Origin of the sequence: Streptococcus caballi DSM 19004, from assembly GCF_000379985.1 — a bacterium.
Lineage (GTDB): Bacteria > Bacillota > Bacilli > Lactobacillales > Streptococcaceae > Streptococcus > Streptococcus caballi.
Genome location: NZ_KB904062.1, coordinates 1 through 15,502 on the forward strand (window position 1 = coordinate 1; position 15,502 = coordinate 15,502).

The window sequence follows — 15,502 nt, forward strand, 5'->3', positions numbered from 1 at the left end:
GGGATACTACGTCAGTACGGTTGGATTAAACGAGAAAACTGTTGCGAAATACATACGTGAGCAAGAGAAAGACGACATCGCACTCGATAAATTAAGTGTAAAAGAATATGAAGATCCATTCTCGGATGGAGGCTTTAGAACACGATAAAAGCCCGTTGTTACGGGCATTAGTCAAGTAATCAAAGCATAACCTGAACGTATGTTCAGCGAGCGTCTTTAGACGCCGCTGGAGTTTAACGGCTTATAGCCGGTGTACAAGCCACCCGTTTACACGGGTGGTTTTGACTTTTTCTCAATAGGTGCCACGCTGGCCAATAATTTTTTGAGACCAACTTCTGGAAAGTTAATTTTGAGTTCCTGTGTCTTGCCTGAGCCTGACACTTCCAGAACTGTGCCATCTCCCCATTTACGATGATGGGCGATGTCGCCGATTTGCCAGTCCACTGCTCCTTGCTCTGCCTTAGTCGATTGGCCAAAAGGTACTGCTACTGAAGGTTTTGGAAATGGCTGAGCTAAACTACTTGCTCGTTTTGAATGAGCTTGTGTCTTTCTGTCTTGCAGAGCCTGTTGCAAACTCATGCCTTGACCAAACTGCATAGGTTCGTCCTTACTGTATTTCACACCAAATGAGGATGTCACTGGGCGTGCCAATCCCTGGTACTGCAAGAGGTCATCGGAAATTTCTCGCAAGAAACGAGTTGGACGGTTGTAACTCGTTTTACCATAAAGAACTCGACTATTTGCATTGGTCAAGAAGAGAATCTCCTCTGCACGGGTAATACCGACGTAGGCCAAACGACGCTCTTCTTCCAACTCATCCTGATCTTCTGAAGCGCGTGATAATGGAAAGATGCCTTCTTCCATACCAATCAGGAAGACCACTGGAAATTCCAGTCCCTTAGCCGCATGCAGGGTCATAAGCGTAACTTCTGCCGTCTCCACATCACCATCATCCGTATCAGCAATCAAGGCTAAGTCATTAAGGAAACGCCCCAGTTTTTCAAGACCGGTTTCATCTGCTGGACCGTCGTTATTATTCTCATCAAAGTTTTTGGTAACAGACAAGAATTCTTCGATATTTTCAATACGTGCCTGACTTTCAAGTGTATTTTGAACTTGCAAAGCTTCCAAGTAACCAGACTTGTCCAGCACTGCTTCAACCAATTCCGTCACGGTCATCTTGTCTAAATCATCCCGTAAATTGAGCACCAAATTAGCAAAATCCCAAACAGCCTGCGCAGCTTTTCCTTTAACAGGTGAAAGCATAATATTGGCTGAGGCATCTAGTAGGCTCATATCTTGCAGCTGGGCAAAGTTACGAATTTTCTCAAGAGTTCCCGGTCCAACACCACGTTTGGGTTCATTGACGATACGCTCATAGGAAATATTGTCTGCCGTATTAGCAATGACGTTCAGATAAGAGATAACGTCACGGATTTCCTTACGGCTGTAGAACTTAGTGCCGCCAACCATGGTATAAGGGATATTAGACTTGAGCAAGGCTTCTTCAATAGTACGTGACTGAGCATTAGTGCGGTAGAGCACTGCAAAATCTTTAAAATTTTTACCCGTTTCACGGACAATATTGTCAATAGTTGAAGCAACGAAAACCGCTTCATCATGTTCATCGTGAGCCCGGTAATAAACAATCTGTTCACCATCAGCATTTTGCGTCCAAAGCTTCTTGGGACGACGGTTACGGTTGTTGTTAATCACATCATTGGCTGCCGCTAGGATCTTCTTGGTTGAACGATAATTTTCCTCCAGCAAAACAACCTTTGCTTGAGGGTAATCCTTCTCAAAATCAAGGATATTTTGCATATCAGCTCCACGCCAGCCATAGATAGACTGATCGGCATCCCCAACAACGCAAATATTTTTAAAACGTGACGCCAAAAGTTTCACTAACTGATACTGAGCATGGTTAGTATCTTGGTACTCATCCACGTGAATGTACTGGTAGCGCTGCTGATAATAGGCTAAAACATCTGGATTTTGATCAAAAAGACGCAAGGTCAGCATAATCAAATCATCAAAGTCCATAGCCTCTGAACGACGCAGTTCTTCTTGGTAGGCTTTGTAGCACTTAGCGACAATCTGAGTATACATGTCACCCGCTTGATGCTCATACGCCACCTCATCTAGCAAGTCATTTTTAGCATTGGAAATGGTGCCCAGAATAGAACGCTCATTCCATTTCTTTGGATCTAGATTAAGGTTCTTGAGAATACGTTTCATCAGCGTGCGCTGCTCACCTGGATCTACAATAGTGAAATTACGATTGTAGCCAATGTGATCAGCTTCGCGTCGCAAAATACGAACACACATACTATGGAAGGTAGCAATCAAAGTCTCCTGAGTAGCAGGATTCAGCGCCATGGCTCGCTCACGCATTTCCCGCGCCGCCTTATTGGTAAAGGTAATGGCTAAAATATTCCAAGGATTGACAAATTTTTCATCAATCAAATAGGCAATGCGATGAGTCAGCACTCGTGTCTTACCCGATCCAGCACCCGCCATAATCAAAAGCGGTCCTTCCGTTGTTTGTACCGCTTCTGCTTGTTTATCATTCATTCCGTTCAATAAAGGATTCATCATTTCTTCCTTTCAGTTTATAGTCAAACTAGCCTTAAAATTATATCATGTTTGCCACTAAAAAGAAATTATTGATCCACTTTTAGATGAATTTGATACATTCCTCGAACAGCATTGCAGGCGTAAATTTTATCCGCATTTTTCAAATCTTCCAGATTAAGCACACTTTCCTTGACTTTTCCTTGATCAAGAAGATGTTGCCGATAAACGCCATTTAAAAGCCCCAACTTAGCAGCTGGTGTCAACCATTGCCCATCTTTTTCGATAATAATATTAGCAATACTGCTTTCCAACACCTGACCCTTTTTATTGAGAAAGATAGCATCTTCATTTCGAACAGTCACATGACTACGCTGGCTGGTTTTAAAATATCTAAAAGCTAAAGAGTGATTACTGTCTTCCTGCTCTGCTATTTTAAGAGTCAGATAAGAAGATGGTAAAGGAGTCAACAGCTTTTGAGAAAGAGAAAATTTGCCACTTTTAGATAGGCTAATACGTAATCGATAGACTTTTGATGCGTCACTATCTGATAAACACTGATTAATTTTTGATTTTAATAAGTTCTCATCAAAGGGATATGCAAAATACCCAGCCGCCTTCCTCAAACGACTTAGATGTTCATGATAAAAAGTCATCTGTCCATTTTCAATTTTTGCTGTTGTGATGAGATCAAATGTTTCAATTTGTCGATAGAGGACAGCAGATTTTTGATCCACTTCCTCATATTCATCACGCCACTTGGAGTCCCAAGTGATGCCACCACCAACACCATAAATAGCTTCCTTACTAGTAACTTGTAGGCTTCGGATGGCTACATTGAAAATCCGCCTACCATCAGGCAGGAGAACACCAATCGTCCCACAATAGACTCCACGTGGTTCAGGCTCCAAGTCATTGATGATTTCCATAGTGGATTGCTTAGGAGCACCTGTAATTGAACCACAAGGAAAGAGAGCACGGAAAAGAGAAAGTAAATCATCAGCTTCATCTTTTAAATATCCCGTGATAGAGGATGTCATCTGCCAAACAGTTGAATAGGCTTCAACATGACAAAGCTGCTCCACCTGAACAGATCCGATTTGGCAGACCTTCCCCATATCATTGCGCAGAAGGTCAACAATCATCATATTTTCAGCACGATTTTTAGAATCTTGAGCTAGCCAATTTTTATTATAATAGTCTTCCTCAAGATACTGACCACGATTAATGGTTCCTTTCATCGGTCGTGTCCGAAGAAGGTTGCCATCTGTCTCAAAGAAAAGCTCTGGACTCACACTCAAGACTGCAAAATTATCATGGGCAATATAAGCATTATAGCCAGCATCTTGTGCCAAAACCAAATGATTATAAACCTGCAGCAAGTCCATATCCAACTCCTGATCCAACTGCACGGTATAATTAACTTGGTAAGTATTCCCCTGCCTGATTTCCTGATGAATTCTGGCAATTGCTGCCTCATAAGTCGTTTGGTCAACTCTTTTCTTCCAATCTCTAGGCGGTGTAGGTAAGGAAGACTGACTAGGAAAATCTGCTTTCTCCACCTTATCATGAACTGTAAAATACGCTAGGTACTCACCACCTAGTCTTTTTTGATGAACCGCAAGACCCTCATCAAAAGCTGAAGCAGCCTCATAGGAAACATAGCCGACCACATAATAGCCTTCTTGTTGATAGCTTTGACATTTGTCTAAAACACTGGCAACTTCTGATAAATGCTCAGCAACCAACTCAGTAATGGGCTCCTTAAACAAATAACGTTGGCCTAAGCCTTTAAAATCAATAATCGTCTGCTCATGTGACATCGCGCTCTCCCCATAGGTACTAAAGCAGACCATTGTTCTGCTTTAAAATAGTATTATCCATTACCTATTTTAGGTTATTCTGACAAAATTAACAAGCTTCTTTAGCTCGCTTTATCTTTATATTGATGGCAAAGTTCAATAAAATAGTCATGAACTACATCCGAGTCTGTTAACTCTGGGTGAAAGGCTAAGCCTAACTGATTTTGATATTGAACAGCTACCACTCGTCCATCAACTTGTGCCAAAATGTCAACTCCTTTTCCAATAGCTGAGACATAAGGTGCCCGAATGAAGGTCATTGGAACCTCACCCAGATGGGCCATATGAGCTTGTCTTTCAAAAGACCCTAACTGTCGCCCATAAGCATTGCGTTGGACAGTTACTGGCAGCGTTCCAAAATGAACCGTTTCATCCTCAACCAGTTTCTCTGCTAGTAAAATCAAGCCAGCACAAGTTCCTAAAACAGGTAAACCAGCTTCAATTTTAGACTTAAGAGGATTAAATAAATGCAAATCCTTCAATAACTTTCCTTGAACAGTTGATTCGCCTCCTGGAAGTATCAGCCCATGATATTCATTATCTAGATCTGATAACTGTCGAATGTAAAAGGGATCGACACCAAGCCTATTTAGTTTTTGAGCATGTTCAGCAAAAGCTCCTTGCAGAGCTAGTATTCCAATACTAATCATCTGTTGCTCCTTAGTTTCCACGTTCTGCCATTAAAAGGGAAATTTCATTTTCGTTAATACCAACCATAGCTTCTCCTAAATTCTCTGATAGCTGAGCTAGCAAAACTGGGTCTTGATAATTGGTCACTGCTTGAACAATAGCACGCGCTCTTTTAGTCGGGTTACCTGATTTAAAAATACCAGATCCAACAAAAACGCCCTCTGCTCCCAGTTGCATCATGAGAGCGGCATCTGCAGGAGTTGCAACACCTCCAGCTGCAAAAAGCACTACTGGCAGTCTTCCCGAGCCATGCACTTCCTTGATCAACTCATAAGAAACTTGTAATTCTTTAGCAGCGTGATAGAGCTCATCCTCACTTAGAGCTTGAATCTTAGCGATGTCATGATTAAGTTGACGAAGGTGACGAACCGCCTGCACCACATCGCCTGTCCCAGGCTCCCCCTTAGAACGGATCATGCTAGCACCTTCTTCAATACGTCGCAAGGCTTCTCCCAGATTTTTAGCACCGCAGACAAAAGGTACTTGAAAATGGCGTTTATTGATATGCAAGCTATCATCTGCTGGCGATAAGACTTCACTTTCATCAATATAATCTATCTCAATAGCCTGTAAAATCTGAGCTTCAACGAGATGACCAATACGTACCTTAGCCATGACTGGAATAGAGACTGCATCTTGAATACCTTTAATCATAGCAGGATCACTCATTCGTGAGACACCGCCCGCTGCACGAATGTCCGCTGGAATTCGCTCTAGAGCCATAACCGCACAAGCACCAGCTTCTTCAGCAATTTTTGCCTGCTCTGGTGTTGTGACATCCATGATAACACCACCTTTTAACATTTGAGCCAATTGTTTGTTGAGTTGATAACGTTGATTTGTCATTGTATTACCTCATTTACTTTTTTGATGACTTTTATTATAATAAATTCTGACATGATAACAATAATCATTTTATAACTTTTTCATAAGGTCAGGTGATAATTCTATGCTCACATATTCTCTTGATACGCATCATAAAGAGCCGCTTTATGAGCAACTCTATCAAGCCATTAAATCCGATATTCTACAAGGCCAACTGGCTGCTCATTCCAAGTTGCCTTCCAAGCGGCAGTTAGCTAAACATTTGGGCATCTCTATTGTCACCGTTGAAAATAGCTATCAACAGCTAAAAGCTGAAGGATTTATCTACAGTAAGCCCAAACGAGGCTTTTTCGTCTCTAAAATCCAACTAAAACAAGACCTTCCTCAACAGGTCATAAGGTTAGTTCCTAATCAAGAATTAAGGTCAGTTGAAAAGTCCAATAAAATTAATCTCAGTCAAAATCGGATTAATCCAGAGACTTTTCCTTTTTCCACCTGGTCCAAACTGGTTCGCCGCGTTCTCAATGATTATCAAAACGAACTGGTCCAATCTGCACCAAGTCAAGGCATTTGGGATCTACGCCTAGCTATTTCCCAGCATCTCAGTGACTATCGTGGCATGATTGTTGACCCTCAACAAATTGTCATCGGAGCTGGGACGGACTACCTCTATACGCTGCTTCTCCAATTTTTTGGAACCGATAAACGTATCGCCATTGAAAATCCTGGCTACAGCAAAATCGCTAGGATTTATGAACAATTTGAGGTAAGACTTGATTATCTTCCTATGGAAGCTAATGGCATTTCCTTAACGGCGCTCAAAAACAGTCAAGCAGACATCGTTCATATCTCACCGTCCCACCAATTTCCTACAGGTGCGGTTTTGCCCATTAATAAACGCTATGAACTGCTCTCCTGGGCTAGTCAAGACGACAATCGTTTCATCATTGAAGATGACTTTGACAGCGAGTTTCGTTTTGGCAGTAGGCCTTTACCTAGCCTGCAAGAGATTGATAGTTCTGGCAAGGTCATCTACATTAATACATTTAGTAAAAGTCTGGTCCCAACCCTACGAATCAGCTACATGGTTTTACCAGCCCAGCTCTTACCGAAATTTCAGACAAAACTAACCTTTTACTCTAATACAGTTTCCAATTTAGAGCAATACACGCTGGCAAGTTTTATTAAAGAAGGTTACTTTGAAAAACACCTCAACCGTATGCGCCTGTTTTATCAGCGTAAGCGTGACAAGTTCATCAATAAGTTGATGCAGAGTCCTCTGGCTTCTATCATTACTATCCACAATGAAGATGCGGGTCTGCATTTCATCTTAAGCCTCCACCTCGAGTTGAGCGATGAGGAAATTTGTCAAAGAGCAGAGAATCATGGGCTGACTATCAAACCACTTTCTTACTTTTACCACGCAGACAAAAAAGAGGCAAGTCATTCCTTCATTATTAATTTTACCAACATCAGCGATCAGGAAATTGACCGAATCATTACTATTTTAACGGAAATTTGCATCAAGAAGGATTAAAATACTTATATTTCACAAACTATTTTTAGAAATATATTGACAAAGTTCGTTTTTTACTTTAGCATAGTAAGAGTAATTAAATATTAAACCGAATGATGTTAATCAGGAGAAGAAAGAGGTTCTTTCGCCGAAGGAGTTACGCTCTCAGGTGTCTATGAGACAGGACTGATTGACTGACGGGCTTCTGGAGAGACCACTGAAAAGCATTTTTCAGATACTGGCGCCGAAGGGGCAAGGTGAAAACACTCAAACTCTCAGGCAAAAGGACAGAAGGTAAGGACTTGTCACTTTTTTGAACAGACAAAGCTTATCCCTCTTAAAGAAGTTATCTCAGATAACTTCTTTTTCTTTTAACATTGTTCGACATGAAGGGATTTTTTACATGTTACAATTTTTCACTGCTCTGGACAATATCGTCTGGGGGGCACCGCTGCTTATCCTCTTGGTTGGTACAGGGATTTACCTGACTATCCGACTAGGCTTACTGCAAGTTTTAAAATTGCCCAAAGCCTTCAAACTCATCTTTGCGGATGATAAGGGGTCTGGAGATATTTCTAGTTTTGCAGCTTTGGCAACTGCCCTGGCCGCTACTGTCGGTACTGGTAATATCGTTGGAGTTGCAACGGCTATCAAGGCTGGTGGGCCTGGGGCGCTATTCTGGATGTGGATAGCTGCTTTCTTTGGGATGGCAACCAAATACGCTGAAGGCCTTCTTGCTATCAAATACCGTACCAAAGATGACAATGGTGAAATTTCAGGCGGTCCAATGTACTATATCGTCAATGGTATGGGGCAAAAATGGAAACCACTCGCAATCTTCTTTGCCATCGCAGGTATCTTGGTAGCCTTCCTCGGAATTGGTACCTTCTCTCAGGTCAACTCGATCACTTCTTCACTGGAAAACAGCTTCAATTGGTCTCCAAAAATTGTCAGTCTTGTCATTGCAGTAATCGTGGCTATCATCATCTTCGGTGGTATTCAATCCATCTCTAAAGTTTCTGAAAAAGTTGTGCCATTCATGGCAATTATCTACATCATCGCTACTCTTACTGTTATCTTCGTGAATGCTAACCACATCATTCCAGCCTTTGGTCAAATCTTCTCTGGTGCCTTCACAGGTACAGCTGCCGTTGGTGGTTTCGCAGGGGCTGTAGTCAAAGATGCTATTCAAAAAGGGATTGCACGTGGTGTCTTCTCAAACGAATCTGGTTTAGGGTCTGCGCCAATCGCCGCCGCTGCTGCCAAAACAGAAGAACCTGTTGAACAAGGTCTTATATCAATGACGGGTACTTTTATTGATACCATTATTATCTGTACCTTGACTGGTTTATCTATCATTGTAACAGGCAAGTGGACCGTACAAGGTCTGGAAGGTGCACCGCTGACACAAGCTGCCTTCTCTTCACTTTTTGGTACACCTGGTGCTCTTGCCCTCACATTCTGTCTTGTCCTCTTTGCCTTTACAACCATTTTGGGATGGTCTTACTACGGCGAACGCTGTTTTGAATTCCTCTTTGGTACAAAGTTCATCAAGCTCTACCGTCTTATTTTCGTCATCATGGTTGCTCTCGGTGGTTTTCTCAAATTAGAACTCATCTGGATTATCGCTGACATCGTTAATGGACTGATGGCACTGCCAAACTTGGTTGCCTTGCTGGCACTTTCACCGATTATCATCAAAGAAACCAAGCGCTACTTTGCAAAAAATTAAGTTAATAGGAAAAGAAAGATTTAAGGAGGCACTAGTCCTCTGAAATAAGTCACAAGAAAAACACTCCTGTTGAAAATCTAGTAAACTAGAAACAGGAGTGTTTTGTTATGGCCAAAAAAAGCCTATTTGGTAGAAACTAAGTTAGCCTCTATCGAAATGAAAAAGACAGGGAAGCCCAATAAGGTCATCGTGGAGACTTTGGACATCAAGAATGATAGTCTAATTTACACCTGAATAGGATGGTATGACAATGATGGACTTCATGGTTGTCATCAAGTGATCCTGTGGGGAAACTAGCTATGGTAAAGGGGAGGATTTTTTCATCTTCTCAAAATAGAAAGAAGATCCGTCAATAAAAATAGATCTTTCCAGGGATTTTATCTCAAAACGTTTTAAAAGAATTAATCCATGAGCTATTTTTTTGGTAGAGAGAGTTTAACCTGGGTTCCCTGTCCTTTTTGGCTTTGGTAGGTAATGTCAGCTTCCATGAGTGTCAAAATACGCTTGACCAGAGCCAAACCAAGGCCATTTCCTGAAATGTGACGCGAATCATCTGCCTGATAGAAGGGATCAAAGATATGTTCTAGTTCCTCTTTAGACATGCCAATGCCATCGTCTGAAATGACAACTTCTACGAAATTTCCCCTATCCCGAAGGCAAATTTCCAAATGTACTCTATCACTACTATACTTGACCGCATTTTCGATAAGATTTATCCAAATCATCATCAACCAGTCAGCATTTGTTCTGATACTAGTAGCTGGGGCGTCGAAGGTCAGATCAATCTCTTTTTCCGCCCATTTTTCGGTAATTAAAATGAGAGCATGACGTATCTGTTCATCTATCCGAACAATCTCATTTAGAGGCATCTTGTCCAAATAATCCAAGCGGGACAAGTCTAGTAGGGTAGTGGATAGATTGGACAGACGTAGGCTCTCTGATTTTAGCAAAGTGAGTAAAGTCTTTTCTTCCTCCTCGCTCAGCGCGCCATTTTCTAACAATTCTGCAATACTGACTAGTGAGGCCAACGGAGTTTTGAATTCGTGGGAAACATTGCTGACAAAGTCTTTTTGCATCCTGTCCGTTCGACTCAAGGTACTGGTCATACTATTGAAACTTTCAGTTAGTTCATCAATTTCATTAAGATAATCAGCATCTTTACGGAGGGATTGTTTACGCACAATCGTATGACTGTAATCCCCCTGAGCCACTGCCTTAACCACCTGATTAAGTTCAACGATTGGTTTAGTAAGATGGTAAGCCCCAAACCACATGCTTAAGGCGCCAAAAAGAAAGGTCAGCAGACAAATGCAGAAAGACAGCACATATAAGCTCTCTTTGGTTGGTATATCCTTATAAAAAAGGCTATAAATACCCAAAACCAAGACAACTGACAAAAGACAGGACAGAGACAGAACTACACAAAACAAAAAAGTGAAATAGGTTCTCAGCGGCAAACGAAAATGCTTTTTAACCATCAAGCTTCTCCTCCCTGACAAGAGCCTTGTATCCTAATCCTCTAACAGTCTCGATGGAGACTTGAGAGTAGGGAAGAATTTTTTTCCGAACCTTTTTAATGCAAGCATCAACAACCCGCTCATCATGGTCAGTTTCAATGCCCCAAATACTATCAAGCAAATCTAGTCGGGTAAAAATTTTATTTGGATGCCCTACCAATTTGTAAAGTACTTGAAACTCCTTTGGAGCAAAGTTTGTACTTATGACACCATCCGTAACCGTTAGAGCTTCTTGGTCCAATAGCAAAGCTCCAATTTGTAGTCGTTGACTGGTCTGAAGACGAGCTCTTCTACAAAGCGATTCCACCCGCAAAATGAGTTCTTTAAGCTGGATGGGCTTAACCATATAGTCATCTGCTCCAAAACCGAAACCCTTTTCCTTGTCCTCCAAACCACCCTTAGCGGTTAAGATTAAAATAGGCAAGTCTGGTCTGGTCAATCTAAGGCTATCAATCAGCTCATAGCCATCCACTTTGGGCATCATCACATCTGTAATTAAAAAATCAATAAAATCATGTTCAAAAATATCCAAGGCCTCTTGTCCATCATTAGCTAAGCTAACCTGATACCCCTCTTGACGAAGGGCTGTAGCCAGTAAATGCTGAAGAACCTGATCATCTTCTGCCAACAAAATATGAAGCAAAGCATCTCCTTCCTACCCTATAAGTTTTCAAAAATAGTATAGTCAATTAGTTTGTCTTTTATTACTTCGACGTAAGAGGAAACTCCGTTTCCTTATTTACAACTTCAAACACTCCACTGGATTGTTTGAACTCGCCTTGCCGTATTCCAGCACTACCTGCAGCTCGTTGCCTAGTACTAAAAGAAAACTAAAAGACTATACTGACTGAGATTAAACAATCAAATCATAAGAAAAGAGTTCATACATTACTTTTCTTGAAAAAGCCGACCCTCTCTAAGTCGATAAACGTGGTCAACTACATCCAAAATTCGTTCATCATGAGTAACCATAATCGCAGCCGAGTGATTTTCCTTGGTCTCTTTTTGAAGTAATTCAGCAATTTGGCGACCTCGTGCTTCATCCAAGCTAGCCGTTGGTTCATCAGCAAGTATCAAGGCAGGCTTGGCCAAGAAAGCTCTAGCAATCGCAGCCCTTTGTTTTTGACCACCAGATAATTGTTTAGGAAATTTTTTAGCGCAGTCACTAATGCCTAAATCATCTAACAACTCTTTTATGCGTTGATCCAAATTCTTGATCCGACTCATCTTTGCTGCCATGAGTAATTGGTCATAAACTGTCAGGTAAGGAAGTAACTGGTGGCTTTGAAAAACAAAACCAATTTTTTCACGACGAATACTGGTCCAGATTTTTTGTGTTGCTTGACTAATGTCTTGACCGTCCAAAATAATATGCCCTTTATCTGCTGACATGAGAACCCCAGCGATAGATAGTAGAGTACTTTTACCCGAACCCGACGGTCCCAAAATAGCTACGAATTCTCCCGCTGCCACTTCGAGTTGTAAGTTATTTAAAACAGTGCGTTTTTCTTCCCCATCTTGAAAGCTTTTTTGGATATCTTTTAAGTCTAAAATTGCTGGCATCATTCTTCACCTCCATTTATAATTTCAACTGGATCAATACGAGAAACGCGATGAATCGATACCAAACTAGACAAAACGGTAACGACTACAAATACCAGTGAAATAATGCCCATATTTTGCCACTGTAGATAAAACGGCATTTTAACTGGTAAGATCCTAGCCATCACTAGTGATAATAAATCTCCAAAAATGACCCCGATTAAAGAAAGTAAGAAAACTTGACTGATTTGCTGACTTGCAATGGCTGACATCGGCATACCTATAGCCTTTAATACGCCAAATTGCTGGCGCTTTTCTAAAGTGATAATGTAAAAGAAAACTGCTAATATGGCTACCGAAGCCACAACAAGTACCCAAAGAATCATTTGTAGGGTGGATTGTTCCGCTGAGTACCCTGGAATTTTATTGATAATTTCTGATTTTGTTTTAATCTCTGCCTTGCTGATAGTAGCTGTTTTTAAACTCTTATCCTTGCTCATGATGACCTGTGGACTGAAGCTATAATTGGGATTGCTGACTTTAACCAAAGAGGAATAACTTGCTTGACTGATAAAGCCAACTGAACTATGCCCATACATATAACCTTTGGTAAATCCCGTCACAACAAAACTTGTTTTGCCATTTTTATCTTTTACCTTATCGCCAACTTCAACTCCATCTGCTTTAAAGCTCTCATCTAAAACAATGCCATTAGACTTGCTACTAAATGATTTACCAGTGGTTAATTTTGGCAAGAGTGTACTTTCATTTCCGAGGACAAAATAAGTCACTTCCAACTTGTCTTTTTCTCCTTGAAGCGTCAAGGTGCTACGTTGGATATTTAACTCCTCAGTATCAGACAAATCTAAATCTAAAATGTCCGCCTGCTGCGCCTCCGTTAAGGTTGAGTAGGGAATGATCCCCTCAGCATCTTCGTTGATGATAAAATACTGTGTATCTAGTCGCTCAATTCCCGAACTAACAGCTTGACCAAGACCATTAGTCAAGCCAGACAAGAACATGACCATAAAAATCATGAGAATAACTAAACCTTCTACTAAGAAATATTTCTTCTTATAGAACAATATTTCCTTAAAAGCATATTTCATATGACATTTCCTCCATTCACAAAGCAGTATAGCACAGCTTTATGACCTTAATATGACCTTTTTACAGAAAATGAGAAAATGTTTCAGCAGCCAACATGTTCTGATTAACAGTCTAAGTAAACACTGCATTGTTTTTATTGAAGACTATCTAACCTTTCTTTAACTTCTTTGGCCACAGCACGTGGAATACCACAATTAACAATGTCGTCAATGTTAGCTTTTTGGATGTTGGGCAGACTTCGGAAATGCTTCATAAGCAACTGCTTACGCTTTGGACCAAGTCCTGCTATGCCGTCCAGCTTAGAAGTGAAAGAGTTTTTGGAGCGGAGCTGACGGTGAAAGGTAATAGCAAAGCGGTGCACTTCATCTTGGATACGCTGTAGGAGGAAGAATTCTTGAGAATTTCTTGGCAGTTCTACCACTTCCAGAGGATTGCCAAAAAGCAGTTCATGGGTTTGGTGCTTGTCATTTTTCTGCAAACCAGCGATAGGAATATCAAGCCCCAATTTATTTTCAATGACATCACGTGCCACATTAACCTGCCCTTGGCCCCCATCAATGATAATCAGGTCAGGCGGTGTCAAGCCATCCTTTAACACACGGCTATAGCGACGATAGATTACTTCACGCATGCTAGCATAGTCATCAGGGCCAACGACGGTTTTAATTTTAAATTTTCGATAATCTTTCTTGCTTGGCTTGCCATCCACAAAAACAACCATAGCCGCAACAGGGCTGGTTCCTTGAATATTGGAATTATCAAAGGCTTCAATGCGCACTGGCTTAGGAATATTGAGTAAATTACCAATATTTTCGATAGCTCCATGTGTTTTTTTTAGGTCCTTTTCAACAAGATCAAATTTTTGCTGCAAACTAACTCGAGCATTTTTTATGGCCAAATTGACTAGCTGCTTCTTTTCACCGCGCTGCGGCTTGATAATTTTGGTATCAACCACTGCTTTGACTAAATTTTCGTCAATGTCTTTGGGAATAAAAATTTCCTTGGGAATAAAGTGCCGCTTGTCTTGATAAAATTGGCCGATGAAGGTCAGGAAATCTTCTTCCGCTTCGTTGTAGTAGGGAAACATATTAACATCACGCTGGATAAGTTTTCCTTGTCTAACAAAGAAAACTTGAACACACATCCACCCTTTATCCACATAGTAACCAAGGATGTCTCGATCCTGCATGTCCTGATTCATGACACGCTGTTTGGTGCGCAAAAGCCCAACCGCTTCAATCAGGTCGCGGTACTCAGCTGCCCGTTCAAATTCCATAAGCTCCGAGGCCTTAATCATCTTGTCACGCAAGCCATTGACAATCTTATCGTCCTTACCATTGAGGAAATTCTTGACATCCTCACGAAGACCATCCCAGTAGGTCTGGTCTGTTTTGCATATAGTATGGGCATTACATTGCCCCAAATGATAGTAAAAGCAGACCTTATTAGCAGGATTGGTACATTTTTTGAAAGGGAAAAGGCGGTCTAGCAGACGCTTAATTTCTGTCGCTGCACCCGAGTCAGGGTAGGGACCAAAGTAAAGTCCACCGTCTTTTTTTATTTGACGTGTAATTAGCAGACGAGGATAAAGCTCATTGGTAATCTTGATGAAGGGGTAAGATTTATCGTCTTTAAGCTTGATATTGTACTTGGGCATATTTTCCTGAATGAGATTAATCTCAAGTAGGAGAGCCTCAGTATTGGAACCCGTCACAATATACTCGAAATCTTCGATTTCAGACACCAAAAGCTCGGTCTTCGTATTATGGCTACCGTGAAAATAGCTGCGCACGCGATTTTTTAAGTTTTTAGCCTTGCCAACATAGATAATAGTACCATTTTTATCCTTGTGAATATAGCAGCCAGGACTGTCTGGCAGCAACTCTAGTTTATGCTTAATCAGTTCATTCATAGGGACTATTATAGCAAAAAATCTGACTAAATTCTCAGTACAAAAACTGACTCCGGCCCGAGCCAAAGTCAGCTTTTGTAAACTAATTATCCACCACTGGTTACAAATAAGTAATATTTTTTTCAGACTTTTTGAATAGGTGTACAATCCTAATAGGATTAGGTGAGGGTGAGTTCTCAGAGATATAAACTAATTTTCTTACATTTTCTCTTTTCAAGGCTA

12 protein-coding genes, 1 pseudogene and 1 riboswitch are annotated in these 15,502 nt (G+C 41.0%); of the genes and pseudogenes, 4 read left to right on the forward strand and 9 right to left on the reverse strand.

All coding sequences use genetic code 11. The features are described from left to right. Window positions 1–148 (forward strand): annotated as a pseudogene (locus A3GS_RS11175) (IS200/IS605 family transposase); the annotation flags it as partial. 119 nt (window positions 149–267) lie between these two features. Here A3GS_RS11175 and pcrA read toward each other — a convergent pair. The 4 genes from pcrA to pdxS all read right to left on the reverse strand — a co-directional run bounded on the left by pcrA (window position 268) and on the right by pdxS (window position 5,972). Beyond that, the gene (pcrA, locus tag A3GS_RS0100010) at window positions 268–2,595 is read right to left on the reverse strand and encodes a DNA helicase PcrA (RefSeq protein WP_018363376.1); all 2,328 of its coding nucleotides are present in this window, start codon (window positions 2,593–2,595) and stop codon (window positions 268–270) included. A 68-nt stretch (window positions 2,596–2,663) separates the two neighbouring features. Next, window positions 2,664–4,397 carry an aminodeoxychorismate synthase component I gene (gene pabB / locus A3GS_RS0100015; protein ID WP_018363377.1) on the reverse strand — a complete coding sequence of 578 codons (1,734 nt, stop codon included), beginning with the start codon at window positions 4,395–4,397 and terminating at the stop codon, window positions 2,664–2,666. Between the two features lie 101 nt (window positions 4,398–4,498). After that, the gene (pdxT, locus tag A3GS_RS0100020) at window positions 4,499–5,083 is read right to left on the reverse strand and encodes a pyridoxal 5'-phosphate synthase glutaminase subunit PdxT (protein ID WP_026216194.1); all 585 of its coding nucleotides are present in this window, start codon (window positions 5,081–5,083) and stop codon (window positions 4,499–4,501) included. Between the two features lie 13 nt (window positions 5,084–5,096). Further along, complete coding sequence (gene pdxS, locus A3GS_RS0100025) at window positions 5,097–5,972, reverse strand: pyridoxal 5'-phosphate synthase lyase subunit PdxS (protein WP_018363379.1); 876 nt, start codon at window positions 5,970–5,972, stop codon at window positions 5,097–5,099. A 103-nt stretch (window positions 5,973–6,075) separates the two neighbouring features. Here pdxS and pdxR point away from each other — a divergent pair, with 103 nt between their 5' ends. The 3 genes from pdxR (at window position 6,076) to A3GS_RS13150 (ending at window position 9,433) form a co-directional block, all read left to right on the forward strand. Beyond that, window positions 6,076–7,488 (forward strand): MocR-like pyridoxine biosynthesis transcription factor PdxR, encoded by a 1,413-nt coding sequence (gene pdxR / locus A3GS_RS0100030; RefSeq protein ID WP_018363380.1) that lies wholly within the window; start codon window positions 6,076–6,078, stop codon window positions 7,486–7,488. Window positions 7,489–7,662: 174 nt separating this feature from the next. After that, window positions 7,663–7,768, forward strand: a riboswitch (glycine riboswitch). A gap of 102 nt (window positions 7,769–7,870) precedes the next feature. Next, a complete protein-coding gene (locus tag A3GS_RS0100035; RefSeq protein ID WP_018363381.1) occupies window positions 7,871–9,199 on the forward strand; it encodes an alanine/glycine:cation symporter family protein in 1,329 nt (442 codons plus the stop codon). 102 nt (window positions 9,200–9,301) lie between these two features. Then, window positions 9,302–9,433, forward strand: a complete 132-nt coding sequence (locus tag A3GS_RS13150; protein WP_018363382.1) for a hypothetical protein — start codon at window positions 9,302–9,304, stop codon at window positions 9,431–9,433. A gap of 179 nt (window positions 9,434–9,612) precedes the next feature. Here the strand turns inward: A3GS_RS13150 and A3GS_RS0100045 are convergent, their stop codons facing one another. The 5 genes from A3GS_RS0100045 to uvrC all read right to left on the reverse strand — a co-directional run bounded on the left by A3GS_RS0100045 (window position 9,613) and on the right by uvrC (window position 15,280). Beyond that, on the reverse strand, window positions 9,613–10,677 hold the full coding sequence (locus tag A3GS_RS0100045) for a sensor histidine kinase (protein WP_018363383.1): 1,065 nt from the start codon (window positions 10,675–10,677) through the stop codon (window positions 9,613–9,615). Continuing rightward, entirely contained in the window at window positions 10,670–11,359 is a 690-nt protein-coding gene (locus tag A3GS_RS0100050; RefSeq protein ID WP_018363384.1) for a response regulator transcription factor, read from the reverse strand. Before A3GS_RS0100050 ends, A3GS_RS0100045 begins: the two co-directional genes overlap by 8 nt. Window positions 11,360–11,604: 245 nt before the next feature. Beyond that, window positions 11,605–12,279: an ABC transporter ATP-binding protein gene (locus tag A3GS_RS0100055; RefSeq protein WP_026216195.1), complete on the reverse strand. Its 675-nt coding sequence runs from the start codon at window positions 12,277–12,279 to the stop codon at window positions 11,605–11,607. Then, the gene (locus tag A3GS_RS0100060) at window positions 12,279–13,367 is read right to left on the reverse strand and encodes an ABC transporter permease (RefSeq protein WP_018363386.1); all 1,089 of its coding nucleotides are present in this window, start codon (window positions 13,365–13,367) and stop codon (window positions 12,279–12,281) included. The genes A3GS_RS0100055 and A3GS_RS0100060 overlap by 1 nt, the downstream gene beginning before the upstream one ends. A 134-nt stretch (window positions 13,368–13,501) precedes the next feature. After that, the gene (gene uvrC / locus A3GS_RS0100065) at window positions 13,502–15,280 is read right to left on the reverse strand and encodes an excinuclease ABC subunit UvrC (protein WP_018363387.1); all 1,779 of its coding nucleotides are present in this window, start codon (window positions 15,278–15,280) and stop codon (window positions 13,502–13,504) included. Window positions 15,281–15,502 lie beyond the last annotated feature (222 nt).